16 protein-coding genes and 1 pseudogene are annotated in these 19,499 nt (G+C 65.7%); 5 read left to right on the top strand and 12 right to left on the bottom strand.

The window, feature by feature from the left end:
• Positions 1-10: 10 nt before the first annotated feature.
• The 8 genes from araA to HNP02_RS41680 all read right to left on the bottom strand — a co-directional run bounded on the left by araA (position 11) and on the right by HNP02_RS41680 (position 9,615).
• Complete coding sequence (araA, locus tag HNP02_RS41715; protein WP_184446679.1) at positions 11-1,522, bottom strand: L-arabinose isomerase; 1,512 nt, start codon at positions 1,520-1,522, stop codon at positions 11-13.
• Entirely contained in the window at positions 1,519-2,232 is a 714-nt protein-coding gene (locus HNP02_RS41710) for an L-ribulose-5-phosphate 4-epimerase (RefSeq protein ID WP_184446678.1), read from the bottom strand. Before HNP02_RS41710 ends, araA begins: the two co-directional genes overlap by 4 nt.
• The gene (gene araB, locus HNP02_RS41705) at positions 2,229-3,896 is read right to left on the bottom strand and encodes a ribulokinase (protein WP_184446677.1); all 1,668 of its coding nucleotides are present in this window, start codon (positions 3,894-3,896) and stop codon (positions 2,229-2,231) included. The genes HNP02_RS41710 and araB overlap by 4 nt, the downstream gene beginning before the upstream one ends.
• Positions 3,893-4,921, bottom strand: a complete 1,029-nt coding sequence (locus tag HNP02_RS41700) for a LacI family DNA-binding transcriptional regulator (RefSeq protein WP_255507538.1) — start codon at positions 4,919-4,921, stop codon at positions 3,893-3,895. The genes araB and HNP02_RS41700 overlap by 4 nt, the downstream gene beginning before the upstream one ends.
• Positions 4,918-5,919 carry a galactofuranose ABC transporter, permease protein YjfF gene (gene yjfF, locus HNP02_RS41695; RefSeq protein ID WP_184446676.1) on the bottom strand — a complete coding sequence of 334 codons (1,002 nt, stop codon included), beginning with the start codon at positions 5,917-5,919 and terminating at the stop codon, positions 4,918-4,920. The genes HNP02_RS41700 and yjfF overlap by 4 nt, the downstream gene beginning before the upstream one ends.
• Positions 5,916-7,001 (bottom strand): ABC transporter permease, encoded by a 1,086-nt coding sequence (locus HNP02_RS41690; RefSeq protein WP_184446675.1) that lies wholly within the window; start codon positions 6,999-7,001, stop codon positions 5,916-5,918. Before HNP02_RS41690 ends, yjfF begins: the two co-directional genes overlap by 4 nt.
• Positions 6,998-8,530 (bottom strand): sugar ABC transporter ATP-binding protein, encoded by a 1,533-nt coding sequence (locus HNP02_RS41685; protein WP_255507537.1) that lies wholly within the window; start codon positions 8,528-8,530, stop codon positions 6,998-7,000. Before HNP02_RS41685 ends, HNP02_RS41690 begins: the two co-directional genes overlap by 4 nt.
• Positions 8,531-8,637: 107 nt before the next feature.
• Positions 8,638-9,615 (bottom strand): ABC transporter substrate-binding protein, encoded by a 978-nt coding sequence (locus HNP02_RS41680; protein WP_184446674.1) that lies wholly within the window; start codon positions 9,613-9,615, stop codon positions 8,638-8,640.
• A gap of 224 nt (positions 9,616-9,839) precedes the next feature.
• Here HNP02_RS41680 and chvE point away from each other — a divergent pair, with 224 nt between their 5' ends.
• The 4 genes from chvE to HNP02_RS41660 are packed head-to-tail and all read left to right on the top strand — an operon-like array spanning position 9,840 to position 13,975.
• Positions 9,840-10,946 carry a multiple monosaccharide ABC transporter substrate-binding protein gene (gene chvE, locus HNP02_RS41675; RefSeq protein ID WP_184446673.1) on the top strand — a complete coding sequence of 369 codons (1,107 nt, stop codon included), beginning with the start codon at positions 9,840-9,842 and terminating at the stop codon, positions 10,944-10,946.
• On the top strand, positions 10,943-12,484 hold the full coding sequence (gene mmsA, locus HNP02_RS41670; RefSeq protein WP_184446672.1) for a multiple monosaccharide ABC transporter ATP-binding protein: 1,542 nt from the start codon (positions 10,943-10,945) through the stop codon (positions 12,482-12,484). Before chvE ends, mmsA begins: the two co-directional genes overlap by 4 nt.
• Entirely contained in the window at positions 12,485-13,720 is a 1,236-nt protein-coding gene (gene mmsB / locus HNP02_RS41665; RefSeq protein ID WP_184446671.1) for a multiple monosaccharide ABC transporter permease, read from the top strand.
• A gap of 3 nt (positions 13,721-13,723) precedes the next feature.
• Complete coding sequence (locus tag HNP02_RS41660) at positions 13,724-13,975, top strand: hypothetical protein (protein ID WP_184446670.1); 252 nt, start codon at positions 13,724-13,726, stop codon at positions 13,973-13,975.
• 99 nt (positions 13,976-14,074) lie between these two features.
• On the opposite strand, the gene dxs is transcribed toward HNP02_RS41660, so the two are convergent.
• Positions 14,075-15,985 (bottom strand): 1-deoxy-D-xylulose-5-phosphate synthase, encoded by a 1,911-nt coding sequence (gene dxs / locus HNP02_RS41655; protein WP_184446669.1) that lies wholly within the window; start codon positions 15,983-15,985, stop codon positions 14,075-14,077.
• Positions 15,986-16,022: 37 nt separating this feature from the next.
• Positions 16,023-17,291, bottom strand: a complete 1,269-nt coding sequence (gene nhaA / locus HNP02_RS41650; RefSeq protein ID WP_184446668.1) for a Na+/H+ antiporter NhaA — start codon at positions 17,289-17,291, stop codon at positions 16,023-16,025.
• 401 nt (positions 17,292-17,692) lie between these two features.
• Here nhaA and HNP02_RS41645 point away from each other — a divergent pair, with 401 nt between their 5' ends.
• Positions 17,693-18,337, top strand: a complete 645-nt coding sequence (locus tag HNP02_RS41645) for a TIGR03085 family metal-binding protein (protein ID WP_184446667.1) — start codon at positions 17,693-17,695, stop codon at positions 18,335-18,337.
• Positions 18,338-18,370: 33 nt separating this feature from the next.
• On the opposite strand, the gene HNP02_RS41640 is transcribed toward HNP02_RS41645, so the two are convergent.
• The gene (locus HNP02_RS41640; RefSeq protein WP_375373775.1) at positions 18,371-19,123 is read right to left on the bottom strand and encodes an ABC transporter permease; all 753 of its coding nucleotides are present in this window, start codon (positions 19,121-19,123) and stop codon (positions 18,371-18,373) included.
• 2 nt (positions 19,124-19,125) lie between these two features.
• Positions 19,126-19,404: pseudogene (locus HNP02_RS41635) on the bottom strand (fluoroquinolone transporter permease); the annotation flags it as partial.
• Positions 19,405-19,499: the final 95 nt, after the last annotated feature.

Below are 19,499 nucleotides of genomic sequence, written 5' to 3'. Positions count from 1 at the left end.
CGAGTCGCTCTCAAAGCCCCACGGCGACATGGTGATACACGTCGTTCCACTTCAGCTCGTGCTGGAAGCCGCGCAGCGTGGTCTCGGCGTCGATGATGAGCAGTTCGGTGTCGGTCATCGCGGCGAAGTCGTCGATGGTCTCCGTTCCGATCGCCGTGGTCAACACCGTGTGGTGGGGCGCTCCGGCCATCAACCACGCTTCGACCGAGGTGGACCAGGACGGCAGCGGCTCCCATACCGCGCACGCGACGGGAAGGTTCGGCAACTCGGCGGTCGGTTCCACTACCCGAACTTCATTGGCCACCAAGCGGAATCGTGAACCCATGTCGCAAATGCCGATGATGACCGCGTCGGCGGGCGCCGCGGTGAAGCGAAGCCGCACCGGGTCTTCACGGCGGCCGATCGACAGCGGATGCACTTCCAGCGTCGGGATGCCGGCGGCGATGCTCGGGCAGACCTCGAGCATGTGCGCCCCGAGGATGCGCTCCCTGCCCGCGGTCAGGTCGTAGGTGTAGTCCTCCATGAACGAGGTGCCACCGGGGAGTCCGTCGGCCATCACCTTCACGGCGCGCAGCATCAGCGCGGTCTTCCAGTCACCTTCGCCACCGAAGCCGTAGCCGTCGGCCATCAACCGCTGCACGGCCAGTCCCGGGAGTTGACGCAATCCGCCGAGGTCCTCGAAGTTCGTGGTGAACGCGTGGAAGCCACCGTCCTGCAAAAACTTCCGTAGGCCGAGTTCGATCTGGGCACCGTGGCGCAGCGAGGCGTGCCGGTCGCCGCCGGGCAGCAATTCGGCGGCGATCTGGTAGGTGTGTTCGTACTCGCGGACCAGTTTGTCCACCTCGGCGGGCTGCATCCGTTGCACTAGGTCCACCAGATCGTTGACGCCATAGGTATCGACCGACACCCCGAAGTGTGCTTCGGCCTCCACCTTGTCGCCCTCGGTGACGGCGACGCCGCGCATGTTGTCACCGAATCGCGCGACCTTCAGCGTCGACATCTCGGCATGGCCCAGCGCCGCACGCACCCACGATCCGATTCGGCTGCGGGTGTGTGGGTCACTGACGTGACCGGCGACGGTCTTGCGGGATGTCGACAGGCGGGACTGGATGTAGCCGAACTCGCGGTCACCGTGGGCGGCCTGGTTGAGGTTCATGAAGTCCATGTCGATGCTGTGCCAGGGCAATTCGACCGCGAACTGGGTGTGAAAATGCAGTAGCGGCTTGCGCAGCGACTTCAGTCCGCGGATCCACATCTTGGCGGGCGAAAACGTGTGCATCCAGGCGATCACACCGATGCAGTCGGGTCGGGCGTTCGCCTCGGCCAGCACTCGCGCGATCTCGTCGGAGCAGGTGACGACGGGCAGCCAGCGCACCTCGACGGGGATTTCGGTGCTGCCATCGAGTTGCGCGGCGATCTGGCGGGACTGATCAGCCACCTGGTCGAGGATCTCCTGCCCGTACATGGACTGGCTACCCGTGATCAGCCACACCTGGCTGGTGACGAGTCGGGACGCGATCATCGTTGATTCTCCTCACACGCGTTGGAGTGTTGGCCGGCTTGGCCGTACACGTTCTGGTAGCGGTCGAAGAGCGCGGCGACGTCGGACGGGTCGATGGGCGGCGCCACGCCGAGTTGACGGCTGATGTGGACGGTGCGAGCCACGTCCTCGACCATCACCGCCGCCTTGACCGCGGCGTGCGCGGTGGGGCCGATGGTGAACGGTCCGTGGTTGCGCATCAGCACCGCGGGAGATCGGCTGCCCCGCAACGTTTCGACGATGCCGCGACCGATGGAATCGTCGCCGATGAGGGCGAACGGCCCGACGGGGACGTCGCCGCCGAACTCGTCGGCCGCCATGGTGAGCACGCAGGGTATCGGCTCGCCACGCGCCGCCCACGCGGTGGCGTAGGTGGAGTGGGTGTGCACGACGCCACCAACCTCGGGCATGTGCCGGTACACGTAGGCGTGCGCCGCGGTGTCCGACGACGGAGCGAGGTCACCCTCGACGAGGTTGCCGTACAGGTCGCACACCACCATGTCATCTGCGGTCAACGAATCATACTGTGCCCCTGACGGTTTGATCACCATCAGGTCGCGATCGGGCACCCGGGCGGAGACGTTGCCTGCCGTCCAGATGACCAGTTGGTAGTGGGTCAGCTGCGCATGGAGGTCACAGACCTCCTGCCGCAACCTGGCGATGACCTTGTCGGTCTCCGAAGTGATCGTCACTGCAACGCTCCTAGCGGTTCGCGTGACCCGATGTTGCGGAGTCGGCGCATCATGTTGTTTCCGCGGCCGAACCAGTCGTACAGCTCGACGTACTCGCGATAGAGCCGGTCGTAGGCGGCGACGTTCTCGGGAATCGGGCTGTAGGCGTGCCGGGTTCGCCTGCCGATTTGCTTGGCGGCGGCGCGGACGTCACTGAACGCGCCCGCGGCAGTGGCGGCGTGGATCGCGGCACCGAGCGCAGGCGCTTGTGTCGAGGGCACGGTCGAGAGCGGCAGGCCGACGGCGTCGGCATAGATCTGCATCAGCAGGTGGTTCTTCAGCAGTCCGCCTGCCACCACCAGCTCGGTGACGGGAACCCCGCTGTTGACGAATGTCTCCACGATCATCCGGGTACCGAACGCCGTGGCCTCCAGAAGCGCCCGGTACTGGTCGACGCAGGTCGTCTCCAACGTCTGCCCGACCATGACACCGGAGAGTTCGTGATCTACGAGCACGGAACGGTTCCCGCTGTGCCAGTCCAGGGCGAGCAGACCGTGCTCGCCGACCTGTTGGCTGCCTGCAAGCTCGGTGAGGTACTCGTGCAACGACACGCCCCTCTGACGGGCCTCGACGTGGTAGCTCTCCGGGACGGAGTTGTCGACGAACCAGGCGAAGATGTCGCCCACGCCGGATTGTCCGGCTTCATATCCCCAGCTGCCGCCGAGGATGCCACCGTCCACCACTCCGCACATTCCTGGAACTTCGCGTAGCACATCGGAATTCATCACATGGCAGGTCGACGTTCCCATGATCGCGACCAACTGTCCCGACTCCAAGGCGTCGGCCGCGGCCACGGTGACGTGGGCATCGACGTTGCCGACGGCGACGGCGATTCCCTCTGGGAGCCCGGTCCATTCAGCGGCCTGCGCGGTCAGCGATCCAGCGCGGTCGCCGAGTTGACCCAGCGGATGGTCCAGTTTTTCGCTGACGAAGTCGGCGAAGTCCGGGTGCACCGCGGCGAGGAACTCCCGCGACGGGTACTGGCCGTCCTGGCGGATGCCCTTGTAGCCCGCGGTGCACGCGTTGCGGACGTAGGTACCCGACAGTTGCCACACGATCCAGTCGGCAGCCTCGACCCAGCGATCGATCGCCTGGTATACCCGCGGGTCCTCCTGCAGGATCTCCAGCGCCTTCGCGAACTCCCATTCGCTGGAGATCAAACCGCCGTAGCGGGCGAGCCACGACTCTCCGCGTTGGGCGGCAACGGCGTTGATGCGGTCGGCCTGGGGTTGCGGCGAATGGTGCCGCCACAGCTTGGCGTAGGCGTGCGGCCGCCCGGCGAACTGTTCGAGTTCGCACAGCGGGGTCCCGTCACTGCGCACCGGCACCATGGTGCAAGCGGTGAAGTCGGTGCCGATGCCGATCACGTCGGCCGGATCGATGCCTGCCTTCGCCACCGCCTGCGGCACGGCCGTGCGCAGCACGTCGACGTAGTCGGAGGGCACCTGCAATGCCCATTGGTGGGGCAACCGGATGCCGCCGACCGGCAGGACTTCGGTGAGGACCCCGTGCTCGTACACGTGTTCGGCGCTGGCCAGCTCGTGTCCGTCGTCGACCCGCACCACCAGTGCGCGTCCCGACAATGTGCCGAAATCGACGCCAACGGTGTATCTTTCGCCGGTCATGGCGTCTCCTGAAGCTGTGCGGTGCTGTCGCGGATGATCAGTTCGGCGGGAAGAAGCGGCACGTTGGTTGTCGAACCGTCCAGAGTGGCCATCACCAGATCGATCGCACGTCGACCGATGGCTTGAAAGTCCTGCCGAACGGTGGTCAGCGCCGGATTGAGATAGCCGGCTTCGGGGATGTCGTCGAACCCGACGATGCTGATGTCGTCCGGCACCCGCAGTCCGGCTTCGGCGAGCGCGTGCAACACCCCGATGGCCATCTGGTCGTTGGCCACGAATACCGCTGTCGCATCGCCCTTTCGGGCCAGCTCGAGACCAAGCTCGTAGCCGCGGGCGGGTGTCCAGTCACCCTCCCAGTTCTCCAAGGGAGTGAGCCCGGCTGCTCGCATGGTTTCCTCGTAGCCGGTGCGACGACCCTTGGCCTCGGTGTAGTTCAGGGGGCCCGAGATGTGGTGGATGGCGCGGTGCCCGAGGTCGATGAGGTGTTGGGTGGCTTGGCGCGCCCCATCGATCTGGTCGACGCCGACACTGAGCCCGCGACCCGACAGATCGCCTTCGACCACGATCAACGGCGACCCGGCATTTGCGGAGTGCACGACGGCGAGGGCATCCTCCTGGGCCGCGATCATCACGATCGCCTCGACCGACTGACGCTCGAGATGATCCAGGGCGCTGGCGAGTTCCTCGCGGGTGACCACGGCAAGGGGCACCAGGCTGGAGAAGTAGCCCGCCGCGCGGGCGGCCTCCTGCACGGAGCGCTGAATGCTCGACGGCCCGTGCAGCCCGCTGTTGGTGCCGACGATCCCGATGATTCCAGAACGTCTCGTGACCAGCGCACGCGCCGCGGTGTTGGGCCGGTACCCGAGTGCTTCGATGGCCTGCTCGACCCGCGCCTTCGTCTCGGGCCGAATACTCAACGCGCCGTTGATCACCCGCGATACCGTTTGGTGGCTCACGCCGGCGAGCTTCGCCACGTCGGCCATCACCGGTTTCTGCGCCATGGGCTGGGCTGCGTTCTCGCTCATCCGGGCTTCCTCACCAATACTCGCTGAACCAAGACGAACACCAACAGCAGGACGCCAGTCATGATCCGGGTCCAGTACGAGTCGAGGTTCGCCGCCGTGACGAACGTCTGGATAGTGCCGAGTACCAGCACACCGATCACCGATCCGAGGACGAAACCCACCCCGCCGGACAGCAGTACGCCCCCGATCACCGCGGCGGCGATGGCGTCGAGCTCAAGACCGATGCCGTTGAGGCTGTATCCGGAAAGCTTCTGCACCGCGAGGAGCAATCCGGCCAGTGACGCGCAGAGCCCGCTGATCGCGTACACCGACACCCGGGCTCTTGACGCGTTGAGCCCCATCAGCTGTGCCGACTGCCGGTTGCCGCCGACGGCGTACACCGTCCTTCCGAACCGGGTCAGATGCAACACGTAGACGGCTATCACGACCACCACGAGGGCGATGACGACGGTCCACCGAATGAACTTGTCCTCGTACAGGTACACGTAGTTCAGCCCGAGTTGGCGCAGCAGCGGATCCTTGATCGGCAGGGTGTCGACGCTGATGACATAGCACATCCCGCGGGCCAGGAACATTCCGGCGAGGGTCACGATGAACGGCTGCACGTCGAAGTATTCGATGACCAGGCCCATCAGCAGACCGAGCAGCGGGCCAACCACCAGCACGGTGAGGACGGCCAGCGGCATGGGCCAGCCGGCCCGAAGGGTGGTGGCGACGATGACGGTGGACAGCGCGACGACGGATCCGACGCTGAGGTCGATGCCGCCGGTGAGGATGACGAACGTCATCCCGACGGCGAGGACGATCAGATAGGCGTTGTCCACCAACAGGTTCAGGAAGACTTGGGTCGGACTGGCGAAGTCGTAGCGGACGACCACCACCGTGAACATCACCACGAACAGCGCCAGCGAGGCGAGTGGTGACAGGTAGCGGCCTCGCACGCGCCTGGCGAGTTCGGCGACGTCGATTCGGGGCCGGGTCGCGGTCCTGGTGCTCATTTCGTCGCCATTGCGGAGGTCGGCGGAACGGGTACCGAGAGGGACTGCACGGGGGCGTTCGCAGCTGGCGCGGCTGGCGTCGGTGGCCGCCGTTTGCGTGAGAGCAACGCGCGGAACTTGGGCGCCTGCAGCAGACACACCGCAATCACCACCAACGCCTTGAACACCAGGGTGGTCTCTGGGGTGATCCCCGCGGTGTACACCGTGGTGGTCAGGGTCTGGATGATCAGCGCGCCGAGGATGGTTCCGGTCAGGCTGAATCGTCCGCCCAGCAGCGAGGTACCGCCGATCACCACCGCCAGGATGGCGTCCATCTCGATCCACAGCCCGGCGTTGTTGGCGTCGGCCGCCGATATGTTCGACGCGATCATCAAGCCCGCGATTCCGGCGCACAGCGCGCAGAAGACGTACACGGCGAAGACGATGGTGCGGTATCGCACTCCGGCCAGGCGGCTTGCTTCCGGGTTGATGCCGACCGATTCCAGCAGCATGCCCAACGCCGTGCGTCGGGTCAGCAGACCCACCAGCGCGAACACCGCCAGGCTCACCAGGATCGCCACCGGAAGGCCGAAGGCGAAACCAGCGCCAAGAATCTTGAACGGTGCGCTGGTGGTCGTGACGATCTGGCCGTCGGTGATGAACAGCGCGATGCCGCGGCCCGCCGTCATCAGAACCAGGGTGGCGATGATGGGCTGAACTCCGAACACGGAGACCAACATTCCGTTCCACAGCCCCAGTACGACGGCGGCAGCCATGGCGATCCCCATCGCGGTGAGCACCGTGGCTGGGCTTGCCGGTTCGGCGGAAGCGGCGATGTGGGCACACGCGAGCGCACCACTGACGGCGACGACGGCGCCGACGGACAGGTCGATGCCCCGTGAGGCGATGACCAGTGTCATGCCGAGGGCCACCAGCATCGTGGGAGCGCCGTTGCGCAGGATGTCGATCAGGCTGCCGAAGAGGTGGCCGTCCTGCACCCGGATGCTCAGAAACGTCGGCGTCAGAACGACGTTCACGGCGAGCAACGCGACCAGCGCCAGGACCGGCCAGAGCAGTGGCGATGCGCCGATTCTCTTCATCATGGCTGCGTCCCTCCGGCGATGAGTGACGTCAGTTCCTTTACGGTGCAGGCCGTCCCGACCACTGCGACGCAGTGCCCGTCGCGCAGCACGACGATCCGGTCGCTGATTCGGGAGACCTCGTCGAGTTCTGCGGAGATGAAGACCACCCCCATCCCGTCGGCGGCCAGGTCGGCGACGAGCTTCTGAATTTGCGCCTTTGCGCCGACGTCGATCCCCCTGGTGGGTTCGTCGAGGATGAGCAGCTGCGGCTCGGTGATGAGCCAGCGCGCCAGCAGCACCTTCTGCTGGTTGCCGCCGCTGAGGTTCTTCACCAACGCCCCAGGGTCGCGGGGCCGGACGTCGAGCGCCTCCATGTAACGGCACACCAGGTCGTCCTTGGTCTTCTTCGACAACGGGCGCGCGAACCCACGGCGGGCCTGCAGGGCCAGCACCAGGTTGTCACGCACGCTCAGCTCGCCGATCATGCCTTCGGCCTTGCGATCTTCGGAGCAGAAGGCGAACCCCTTCGCGATGGCGGCGCGCGGCGATCGGATCGCGGCCGGCTTACCGTTGACCGACATCTGACCGCTGGTCGCGCGGTCGGCGCCAAAGAGCAGTCGCGCCAGTTCAGTTCGGCCAGAACCGAGCAGCCCCGCTAGTCCCACCACCTCCCCGCGGTGCACCTCGAGGTCGGTGGGATGCACCCCGGGTGCTCGGCCGATGCCCTTGGCGCTGAGCACGGGCTCCCCGGCGTGGGGGCCACTCTTGGCGACGGTGTCCGCGATCTCCTCGAGCAGCTCGAGCTCGTGGCCCAGCATCGCGGCGATCAGCCTGACCTTGTCCAGCGTGGCCGTTGGGTACTCACCGACCAGACAGCCGTTGCGCAACACCGTCATCCGATCGGAGATCTCATAGACCTGGTCGAGGAAGTGCGACACGAACAGGATGGCCGTGCCCCCGTCGCGGAGGCGGCGCATCACCCGGAACAGTTCGGCGACCTCGTCGGCGTCGAGGCTGGAAGTCGGTTCGTCGAGGATCAGCACCCGCGCGGAGATCGCCGTTGCCCGGGCGATGGCGACGAGCTGTTGGATGGCGATCGGGTGGTCGCCGAGGGTCGAGCCGGGGTCGATGGTCAGGTCGAGCTGACCCAGTAGTTCCTCGGCACGACGGTTCATCGCCCGGTAGTCGATCCGCCCGAGGCGGCGGGGCTCGCGGCCAAGCAGAATGTTTTCTGCCACAGTCAGATTGGGGCAGAGATTGACCTCTTGGTACACGGTGCTGATGCCGGCGTCTTGCGCCTGCCTCGGGCCGCTGAACCGCTGCTCGGCGCCATCGACCGTAATGCTGCCCGAATCGATGTCGTAGACCCCGGTCAGCGCCTTGATCAACGTCGATTTACCGGCGCCGTTCTCCCCCATCAACGCGTGGACTTCGCCTGGCAGCAACCGGAAGTCAACGCAGTCGAGCGCCTTCACACCAGGAAAGTCGATGGTGACGTCCTGCATGCGGACCACCGGGGCGTCGGAAGGCCCCACTAGCGGTGTCGTCATCGGAGGATCCTTCGGTAGTAGTCGATGCCGCCCGGGGATTAGGGGTCCGGTCACCTTTGGGGGGAGGGGGTTTCCGGCGCCCGGGCGGCATCGACGGTCTTTGTGCGTCAGTACTTGCGGTCGGGAAGCACTGCCGCTGCCTGCTGCTGATCGAAGGTCTGATCGGGGGTGACGATGCGGGTCGGCACCGACTCACCGGCGGCCACCTTCTTGGCGATGTCCATCAGCTGCGGGCCGAGAAGCGGGTTGCACTCGACGAGGAAGTTGAACTTGCCGTCGGCGAGGGCCTGCATGCCGTCGTGCGTCGCATCGACCGCGACGATCTTGATGTCCTGCCCCGGCTTGAGCCCGGCCGCCTCGATGGCTTCGATGGCGCCGAGCCCCATGTCGTCGTTCTGCGCGAACACCATGTCGATCTTCGGGTTGGCCTTCAGGAATGCCTCCATCACCTGCTTGCCACCCGAGCGGGTGAAATCGCCGCTCTGCGAGGCGATCACCCTGAGGTTGGGGTTCGCGGCGATGGCCTTGGCGAACCCGGAACTGCGCTCAAGGGCGGGATCGGCCCCAGTGGTTCCTTCGAGTTGGACGATGTTGACCGGCCCGGGGGCTGATGCGTACTGCTTGACCACCCACTCGCCGGCCCATTGGCCCTCCTGGACGAAGTCCGCGCCGAGGAACGTCTTGAAGACGTCCTTCTCCTGGGTGTCGACAGCGCGGTCGGTGAGGATGACCGGGATGCCTGCGTTCTTGGCCTCGAGCAGCACGGCGTCCCATCCGGTGCGCACCACCGGGCTGAAGGCGATCACGCCGACACGCTGCTGCACGAACGAGCGGATCGCGGAGATCTGGTTCTCCTGCTCCCCGTTGGCGTCGGAGAACTTCAGGTCCACGCCAGCGGCCGCAGCCGCGTCCTGAATGGATTTGGTGTTGGCCGTTCGCCAGCCGCTCTCGGCGCCCACCTGGGAGAACCCCATGGTCAGCTTGCCACCGTCGGACCCGCCGCCGGCTGGCGCTTGCCCGCTTCCGCACGCGGCCAGCACGCTGACCGTGGCGAGCCCGATTACCGCAGTTAGAACCCTTTTCACGACAGCTCCTTCGATGTCTTGGTCCGGTGTGATCCGCGTTACACGATCGAATGTTAACGCTCACATTTTCGGAATGTCAACTGGTGTGAGCGCTCATATTCAGGGTGCAGGAGCCCTTGACAAACGCGTGAGCCGCGTCACATCATCGACGATTGTTAGCGCTAACATCACGCACGGTCCGAGCCGCGAGACCGCGCTCGGAGGCAAATCAACCGGAGGATTTCATGCGCAAAGGCTTCATTCGAGCGATGGGCGCACTCGCCATCGCAGCTGCATTGACGAGCGCCGGCTGTGGTCGCTCGACGGCGCCCGAGGCCAGTCAAGGCGGCACCGGAGGTGAACGCACCGGCACGGTGGGCATCGCGATGCCGACGAAGTCGTCGGAGCGTTGGGTCGCCGACGGAAACAACATGTCCGAGCAGTTCAAGAAGCTCGGCTACGACACCGACCTGCAGTACGGCGACGACGTGGTGCAGAACCAGGTGTCGCAGATCGAGAACATGATCACCAAGGGCGTCAAGGTGTTGGTCGTCGCACCCATCGACAGCTCGTCGCTGACCGACATCCTGCAACGCGCGGCGGACGCGAAGATCCCCGTGGTCAGCTATGACCGACTGATCCGCGGCACCGAAAACGTCAACTACTACGCAACGTTCGACAACTTCAAGGTCGGCGTCCTGCAGGCGACGTACATCACCGACAAGCTCGGTCTCGCGCAGGGCAAGGGCCCCTTCAACATCGAGCTCTTCGCCGGGTCGCCCGACGACAACAACGCGACGTTCTTCTTCAACGGCGCGATGAGCATCTTTAAGCCCTACATCGACAGCGGCAAGCTCGTCGTCAAGAGCGGCCAGACCTCGTTCGACCAGGTGGCGACGCTGCGCTGGGATGGCGGCCTGGCGCAGTCCCGGATGGACAACCTGCTGAGCAAGGCCTACACCAGTGGTCGGGTGGATGCGGTCCTGTCCCCCTATGACGGCATGTCGCTCGGCATCATCTCGGCGTTGAAGAGCGCGGGCTACGGCACGCCGACCAACCCGCTGCCGATCGTGACCGGACAGGACGCGGAACTCGCATCGGTGAAGTCGATCATCGCAGGCGAGCAGACGCAGACCGTGTTCAAGGACACCCGCGAGCTCGCGAAAGCCGCAGTGCAGATGGCGGATTCGCTGCTCACCGGCGGCAAGCCCGAGGTCAACGACTCCAAGACCTACGACAACGGCGTGAAGGTGGTCCCGGCGTTCCTGCTCGATCCCGTCAGCGTCGACAAGGGCAACTACGACCAGGTCCTGGTCGGCTCCGGCTACTACACCGCGGCACAACTCGCATGACGGACGCAGTGGCGGCGCCGATTCTCGAAATGCGGGACATCACCAAGAGATTCGGTGCCGTCACGGCGCTGCGCGAGGTCAACCTCGCGGTACGCCAAGGCGAGATCCACGCGATCTGCGGCGAGAACGGCGCAGGGAAGTCCACGCTGATGAAGGTGCTCAGCGGCATCTATCCGCACGGCAGCTACGAGGGCGACATCGTCTTCGATGGCGGGCCAGGCGATTTCAAGGACATCCGGACCAGCGAGCGACGCGGTATCGGCATCATCCACCAGGAGCTCGCGCTGGTTCCCGTGTTGTCCATTGCCGAGAACATCTTCCTCGGCAATGAACACGCCTCGGGCGGAGTGATCAGCTGGCACGAGACGATGAAGCACGCTCAACAGCTCCTCGACCGGGTGGGCCTGCGCGAGAGCCCCCGCACTCGGATCTCCGACATCGGCGTCGGGAAGCAGCAGCTCGTCGAGATTGCCAAGGCACTGTCCAAGAAGGTGAAGCTGCTGATCCTCGACGAGCCGACCGCGGCGCTCAACGACCAAGACAGCAGGCATCTCCTCGACCTCATCGTCGAACTCAGGGCACAGGGCCTCACCTGCATCATCATCTCGCACAAGCTCAACGAGGTGATGCGGGTCGCGGACACCATCACGATCCTGCGCGACGGCAGGACCATCGAGACACTGGCCGTCGACGGTGCGCTCACCGAGGAACACATCATCCGCGGCATGGTGGGTCGCGACATGGCGGACCGGTTTCCCGACCGCACGTCCCACCCCATCGGCGACGTCGCCTTCGCCATCGAGGACTGGACCGTCTTCCATCCGCTCGACCAGCAGCGCAAGGTGGTCGACGGCGTGTCCATCAACGTGCGGCGCGGGGAGGTCGTCGGGCTCGCCGGATTGATGGGAGCCGGGCGCACCGAGCTTGCGATGAGCGTGTTCGGGCGGAGCTACGGAAAGCGGGCGACCGGATCGGTCTTCAAGGACGGCAAGGAAATTCGGACCCGCACGGTGTCCGAGGCGATCGGCCACCGGATCGCCTACGCCACCGAGGATCGCAAGCACTACGGGCTCAACCTGATGGACGACATCGCACGCAGCGTGACGCTGGCGTCGCTGCCGAAGGTGAGCAGGGCGTCGGTCATCAACGAACACGAGGAGACGGTGGTCGCCGAGCGCTTCCGCAAGGACATGCGCATCAAGGCGCCGTCGGTGAAGGCGATCGCGGGCAACCTGTCGGGTGGCAATCAGCAGAAGGTGGTGCTGAGCAAGTGGATCTTCGCCGACCCGGACGTGCTGATCCTTGACGAACCGACCCGCGGGATCGACGTCGGGGCCAAGTACGAGATCTACACGATCATCAATGCCCTTGCCGCAGAGGGCAAGGCGGTGATCGTGATCTCGTCTGAACTTCCCGAACTGATCGGTTTGTGCGACCGCATCTACACCCTCAACGAGGGTCGTCTCACCGGTGAAGTGGCCCGGGCGGACGCCAAGCAGGAGACATTGATGCGGTACATGATGAAGGGACGCAGCTAGATGACCACCACTCCGACGGTGAACACCGCGTCGAGTGCCCCAGCCCCGGCGCCGCCGCCCCGCTCCCCCGGTGGGTGGCTGAAGACGGCTCTACAGGGCAACTTCCGGCAGTACGGCATGGTCGCCGCGCTCGCGGTGATCGTGATCCTCTTCCAGATCTGGACGAGCGGGATTCTGCTCAAGCCGCTGAACGTCACCAACATCGTGCAGCAGAACGGCTACATCCTGATCCTGGCGATCGGGATGGTGATCGTCATCATCTCCGGTCACATCGATCTATCCGTTGGCTCGATCGCGGGCTTCATCGGAGCGATGTCCGCAGTGCTGATGATCCACAATCACATGCCGTGGCCGGTCGCGGTCGTGGTCTGCCTGCTGATGGGTGCGGCAATCGGTGCGTGGCAAGGCTTCTGGATCGCCTACGTGGGCATTCCGTCGTTCATCGTGACCCTCGCGGGGATGCTGGTGTTCCGCGGCGCGACGCAGTACCTGCTCGAGGGCCAGTCCATCGCGCCGTTCCCCCGCAGCTTCCAACAGGTCAGCAGCGGATTCCTGCCCGAGATGGGTGCCAACAGCCTCTACCACTGGCCCACCGTCATCCTCGGCGTGTTCGTCATGGTCGTGGCCGTGCTGCAGCAGGTCCGGCAGCGAAGGGCGCAGTCCCGCTACGGCTTCGAGGTCTCCGCACCCGGTTGGTTCCTCGCCAAGAACGTCGGCATCGTCGCCGCACTCGCCGCCTTCACAATGCTGCTCGCGAGCTACCGCGGCGTGCCCGTCGTCGGCATCATCCTGGCGGTGATGTTCGTCATCTACGCCTTCGTCATGCGAAGCACGGTCTTCGGCCGGCAGGTCTACGCGGTCGGCGGCAACGGTGCGGCGGCACTGCTGTCCGGGGTGAAGACCAAGCGCGTCACCTTCCTGGTGTTCGTCAACATGGGTCTGCTGTCTGCTCTGGCCGGCCTGCTCTTCGCCGCCCGGCTCAACTCCGCGACGCCGCAAGCCGGGATCGGGATGGAGCTGGAGGCCATCGCCGCGGCGTTCATCGGCGGCGCGTCGGCCACCGGAGGCGTCGGGACGGTGTTCGGCGCGGTCATCGGCGGCTTCGTCCTTGGCGTGCTGAACAACGGGATGTCACTCATCGGCATCGGCAGCGACGTACAGCAAGTCATCAAGGGCCTGGTCCTGCTCGCCGCCGTCGGCTTCGACATCTACAACAAGAAGAAGGGCGGCTCTTGAGCGATGGACCGGTTCGATCGCCAGATTCTCGCCTTCATGCGCAGCTGGGCGCCCTACGGTGGGCCGCCCGCTGACGAGGTGCTGGCCGAGTTCGGCATGACCCGGGACGAACTCATCGACCGGGCACACCTCATCCTCGCGACCGAGGCGGCCAGACGCGAACGCGAACAGCGGCAACCCTGGCTGGGGGTGGAGACCGCAGCACCCTCAACAGGCACCAAGAGACGCAGAAACGCTCGAACGAAAGGACTTTGAGAAAGCATTCGACATTCGTCGCGAACTGACCGCTTAGTCGATGGTGGCGTCGGCGCCGAAGCAACCAGCCTCCGAAACAAGCCGAGGCCCTCGCCGGTCTTAGTCGATCCGGTTGCCGACGGTTTCGGCGTCCGAGCTGCCCAGCGCAGCCACCCAGCCGGTGATCTGGCGGGCGACGTGCTGGTCGGTCAGGCCGATCTCGGCGAGGATCTCCCGGCGTGAGGCGTGGTCCAGGAATTGCTGGGGCACGCCGACGTCGCGGCAGGGCACGTCGATCTCGGCGTGACGCAACGCTCCCGACACCGCCGACCCGACGCCGCCGTGCACGCCGTTGTCCTCGACGGTGACGACGAGCTTGTGCGCCGTCGCGAGCTCGGCGATCACCTCGGGAACGGGCAACACCCATCGCGGATCGACCACGGTCACGCCGATGCCCTGCTTCTGCAGCCGCTCGGCCGCCGACAAGGCCATCGAGGCGAACGGTCCGACCGCCACCAGCAGCACGTCGGCCGACAGTCCGTTGGCGGGCACCGCGAGCACGTCGACACCGTCGCGGCGTTCGACGGCCGGGATGTCGGTGCCCACATCGCCCTTCGGGAACCTGAGCGCAGTCGGGCCGGTGCTCACGGCCAATGCTTCGCCGAGTTCCTCGCGCAGCCGGGTGGCGTCGCGCGGAGCGGCCACGCGCATACCGGGCACGATGCCGAGGATCGACAGATCCCAGACACCGTTGTGGCTGGCGCCGTCGGGCCCGGTGACACCGGCACGGTCGAGCACCATCGTGACGGGCAGTCGGTGCAGCGCGACGTCCATCATGATCTGGTCGAACGCGCGGTTGAGGAACGTCGAGTAGATCGCCACCACCGGATGCATGCCGCCCATCGCCAGCCCGGCGGCCGAGGTCATGGCGTGCTGCTCGGCGATGCCGACGTCGAAGAAGCGATCGGGGTAGCACTGACGGAACGCAGTCAAACCGGTGGGACCGGGCATCGCCGCGGTGATCGCGACGATGTCGCGGCGCTTGGCCGCACGCTTGATCAGCTCGTCGGCGAACACCGAGGTCCAACCGGGTGCAGCCACCGACGTCGCGAGCCCGGTATATGGGTCGATGATGCCGGTGGAATGCATCTGGTCGGCTTCGTCGGACTCGGCGGGCCCGTAGCCCATGCCCTTGCGGGTTGCGACGTGCACGATGACGGGCGCGTTGAAGCCACGGGCGTTGCGCAGCGCGACCTCGACGGCGTGCTCGTCGTGGCCGTCGATGGGGCCGACGTACTTCAAGCCGAGATCGGTGAACATCACCTGCGGCGAGATCGCGTCCTTGATGCCGGCCTTGACGCTGTGCATGCACTGGTAGCAGAGCTCGCCGATCAGCGGCACTCCACGGACGGTGTCGCGGCCCTTCTCCAGCAGCTTCTCGTAGCCGGGCTGCAGACGCAGGCCCGCGAGGTGATCGGCGAACCCGCCGATGGTCGGGGCGTAACTGCGGCCGTTGTCGTTGACCACGATCACCACCGGCCGCCCCGAGGCGGCGATGTTGTTCAGCGCTTCCCAGCACATGCCGCCGGTCAGCGCGCCGTCACCGACGACCGCGACCACGTGGCGGTTGCGGTGCCCGTTGAGCTCGAAGGCCTTGGACAGCCCGTCGGCGTAGGACAGCGCGGAGCTGGCGTGGCTGGACTCCACCCAATCGTGCTCGCTCTCGGCGCGCGACGGATAGCCCGAGAGGCCACCCTTCATGCGCAGGTTGTCGAACTCCGCGCAGCGGCCCGTCAGCATCTTGTGCACGTAGGACTGATGACCCGTGTCGAACACGATCGGGTCATACGGCGAGTCGAACACCCGGTGCAGCGCAAGCGTCAACTCCACGACACCGAGATTGGGGCCGAGGTGCCCACCTGTTGCAGCGACCTTGTGGATCAGGAAGTCGCGGATCTCCACAGCCAGATCGCTGAGCTGCGACTGCGATAGGTGCTGCAGATCAGCGGGGCCGCGGATCTGTTCGAGCATCAGGTCAGTTTACCCACGCGTACACGACGTAGTCCTGTCAAGGCCGATAGATGTCGGGCACACCGTCGTGGTCGTCGTCGACCGTCTCGAGGGCATTTATGCGGCGATAAACGGCGTTACGGCTGACCAAGACCACCGCGGCCAGCGCGCCGGCGGCCACGGATCCGGTCAGCACCCCGATCTTCGCATCGGCACCCGTTAGCGTTCCGTAACCGAAAGCCAACTCGCCGATTAGCAAGGACACGGTGAAACCGATTCCGGCCAACAGAGCAACGCCGAGCACGTCGCGCCAGGCCAGGTCGTCATCGAGTGACGCACCGGTGAATCGGGCCAGCAGGAACGTCGTGGTGAACACGCCGAGCGGCTTGCCGAGCACCAGGGCGGCGACGACGCCGACGGTCACCGGATGCAGCAGCGATTCCCCGAGACCGTGAAATCCCCCGACCGTCACCCCGGCGGCGAAGAACGCGAACACGGGCACCGCCACTCCGGCCGACAGCGGCCGCAGCCGATGCTCGAAGTGTTCGGCGACGGCATGCCTGCCGAGCACCGGCACCGCGAAGCCCAGCAGGACGCCTGCGACCGTCGCGTGCACCCCGCTGGCGTGCACCAGTGCCCACGTGGCCACCGCCAGCGGGACGAGCACCCACCACCGCCGCACGCCGCGTTGCACGGCCAGCGCGAAGAGACCGCCGGGAATCAGCGCAAGCGCCAGCGGCCCCAGCGACAGGTGGTCGGTGTAGAAGATCGCGATGACGGTGATCGCGATCAGATCGTCGACAACGGCGAGGGCCAGCAGGAACGTGCGCAGCGCGGTCGGCAGGTGGGTCGACAGCACCGCAAGCACGGCCAGCGCGAACGCGATGTCCGTGGCGATCGGCACGGCCCAGCCGTCGAGGTTCTCGGGGTGTCCCGCGATCAGGTTGATGCCGAGGTAGATCGCGGCGGGCACGACCATTCCGCCGAGGGCCGCGGCGATCGGTAGCGCGGCACGGGCGGGGTCGCGCAGGTCGCCCGCGACGAACTCGCGCTTGAGTTCCAGTCCCACGACGAAGAAGAAGATCGCCAGAAGTCCGTCCGCGGCCCACGACGAGACGGTCAGCTTCAAGTGCAAAGCCTCAGGGCCGAAGGCGAACTCCGACACGTCGCGGTAGACGTGCGACCACGGGGAGTTCGCCCACACCAGCGCTGCCGCGGCGGCGATCAGCAGCAGCACGCCACCGACGGTTTCGCGGCGCAGGATCTCCGCGAGTCGATTGGCCTCCGGCCAGGTCCCGCGGCTGAGTAAACGCGGACGGACGGGCACCGCCTGATCCTAGTGACGGCGACGCGACGTACGCGATCCAAGCCCAACCTGGGGTGGCTTGGAAGGAAATCCAAGTGATGACCGCGCTGTTCGGCTGGGCTCTCTGCACGCTCATCGGCCAGCTGCTCGGCAGCCCGACGACCTTGGATCCACCTGCGCACCACAAACCCCACAGAATCGACCTTCGCGATCCTGCGGCACCGGACCAAGGTCATCAGGCGCGTGAGTCCCGACACACGGAATTGTGTTGGCGTTCAGGCTGATCCGGGCCCGCGGAAACTCGCGCCGAGTTCTACGGCCGCAACACCGTGTGTCTCGCCGCCGCGCTTGACCTCCGTCACTCACATTGCTGCCGACGGTCGCCCAAGCTGCCACCGCAGGCGCCCGTAGACTCCGGCGGCATGGCCGATGTTCCGCTCGACACACATGAGCGCCTTGAGCTGTGCGATCTCCTCGACGAGCTCGGCCCTTCGGTTCCCACACTGCTCGAGGACTGGACCGCTCACGATCTCGCCGCCCACATCGTGTTGCGAGAACGCGATGTCGTTGCTGGCCCCTGCCTCGTCCTACCTGCTCCCTTCCAACGGTTCGCCGAACAACGCAGGGTCAGATTGGCCGAGAGCAAGGACTTCGCGTGGCTCGTCGCGCGGATTCGGTCCGGCCCGCCCATCGGGTTCTTCCGAATTGGATGGGTCCGCTCCTTCCCGAATCTCAACGAGTTCTTCGTTCACCACGAGGACGTTCGCAGAGCGAATAGGCATGGACCCCGCAGCCTCACGCCTGCAATGGATGCTGCCTTGTGGCAAAACGTTCGCCGCGGCGGCCACTACCTAAGTCGGCGACTCCGCGCTTCCGGGCTCGACATTGAGTGGGCCGGGACCGACCAGCGAGTGACGGTTCGACCAGGCGAGCCGACGGCTCGACTCAGCGGTCCGCCGGGCGAACTCCTCCTCTACGTCTTTGGGCGCCAGACCGCAGCTCAGGTCGAGGTCAGCGGACCACCCGAGGCCGTTGCGGCGGTGCGTCGCACACACTTCGGCATGTGAATCCAGCGCTCGCACCGGTGTGCCCGGAACGGTTCAGGTGTTCTTGGCGATGAAGCGGCGGAACAGCGGCCAGGCGACGGCGAGGTTGTAGACGACGCCGCCGAGAAGGTATGGCCACCACGTGCCGTGATCGCTGACGACCCAGAACGCCTTGACGGCCCAGTACGGCGGCAGCAGGCCAAAGGCGAGGTTCCATCCTGACTGTATGAACCACGGCAGGCAGGGCAAGCCGGCGATGAGCATACCCAGCGCGCGGACCGCCGCAAGGCCCTGAATCTTGTTGTTCGCCATGGCCAGGATCAACAACATGCTCACCACCGCAGACAGCCCGGCCAGCAGCCCGATGGGTATCAGCGCCGGGACCAACCCAGGCCGTAGGATCCCGCTGAACGACATGGTCGCGATCACATAGATGGTCGTCACCGCCATCACCGTCGCCGCACGATAGGCGAACAACGTCGACAGCGGCACCGGCGTCACCCGCAGCACGGTGAAGGTGCCGGCATCGACCTCATCCAGGACGAGAAACGCAGCCAGTCCGCCGACGATGATGATGCTCGTCAACAGCAGGAATGCGGTGAGGATCAACGGGTAATACGGCACCAGGTCGAACTGGTAGCGGACGGCGAGCATCTGGGTGAACCGTGGAATGAGGACCACGACGCCCGTCGTCCAGATGATCGGGGCGGCGACGATCATGACCAGCAGAGGATCGCGGTAGGTACCGCGAATGTCGTTGCGGCCGAATGCGGTCCACGCCTTCGCATTCACGGCATCTGACAGCACGTTCACATGCCTCCCGACTTTGCGATGACATAACGGACGAACATCACCTTCGCCGCCCAGCACAACCCAGCCACGCACACCGCGGGGTATGCCACCGCGTAGACGGCCTGCCACGGCGTCAGGATCACCTGATCGAATGCTGCCCCGAGCAACAACAGTGGTCCCTGCGTGGGGACGAGGTACAACACCGGGTTTGGCCACAAACCGGAGTAGTGCAGCACAGGAGGCACGGTCAGAACCGCGAGCGGAATGGTCGCGGCCAGAAACCAGTCACTGATCGAGGTGACGGCGCTCATCGAAGATCCCCAGGTGTGCTTATCGGAATTCCCCACCTGTGAGCAGCGGTCAGTGTATCGGTTGGCGGGTGCCGGTGGTG

It is taken from the genome of Mycobacterium sp. AZCC_0083 (assembly GCF_014202335.1).
Classification (GTDB): Bacteria; Actinomycetota; Actinomycetes; order Mycobacteriales; family Mycobacteriaceae; genus Mycobacterium.
The sequence above is the reverse complement of the archived record's forward strand: the minus strand, read 5'-3'. Positions and strand labels throughout refer to the sequence as shown.

Bases quoted from the DNA above. Each gene is read 5' to 3' on its own strand.
- HNP02_RS41700 (WP_255507538.1), bottom strand. From the start codon at position 4,921: ATGAGCGAGAACGCAGCCCAGCCCATGGCGCAGAAACCGGTGATGGCC.
- dxs (WP_184446669.1), bottom strand. From the start codon at position 15,985: ATGCTCGAACAGATCCGCGGCCCCGCTGATCTGCAGCACCTATCGCAG.
- araA (WP_184446679.1), bottom strand. From the start codon at position 1,522: ATGATCGCGTCCCGACTCGTCACCAGCCAGGTGTGGCTGATCACGGGT.
- HNP02_RS41645 (WP_184446667.1), top strand. From the start codon at position 17,693: ATGGCCGATGTTCCGCTCGACACACATGAGCGCCTTGAGCTGTGCGAT.
- chvE (WP_184446673.1), top strand. From the start codon at position 9,840: ATGCGCAAAGGCTTCATTCGAGCGATGGGCGCACTCGCCATCGCAGCT.
- araB (WP_184446677.1), bottom strand. From the start codon at position 3,896: ATGACCGGCGAAAGATACACCGTTGGCGTCGATTTCGGCACATTGTCG.
- mmsB (WP_184446671.1), top strand. From the start codon at position 12,485: ATGACCACCACTCCGACGGTGAACACCGCGTCGAGTGCCCCAGCCCCG.
- mmsA (WP_184446672.1), top strand. From the start codon at position 10,943: ATGACGGACGCAGTGGCGGCGCCGATTCTCGAAATGCGGGACATCACC.
- yjfF (WP_184446676.1), bottom strand. From the start codon at position 5,919: ATGAGCACCAGGACCGCGACCCGGCCCCGAATCGACGTCGCCGAACTC.
- HNP02_RS41660 (WP_184446670.1), top strand. From the start codon at position 13,724: ATGGACCGGTTCGATCGCCAGATTCTCGCCTTCATGCGCAGCTGGGCG.
- HNP02_RS41685 (WP_255507537.1), bottom strand. From the start codon at position 8,530: ATGACGACACCGCTAGTGGGGCCTTCCGACGCCCCGGTGGTCCGCATG.
- HNP02_RS41690 (WP_184446675.1), bottom strand. From the start codon at position 7,001: ATGATGAAGAGAATCGGCGCATCGCCACTGCTCTGGCCGGTCCTGGCG.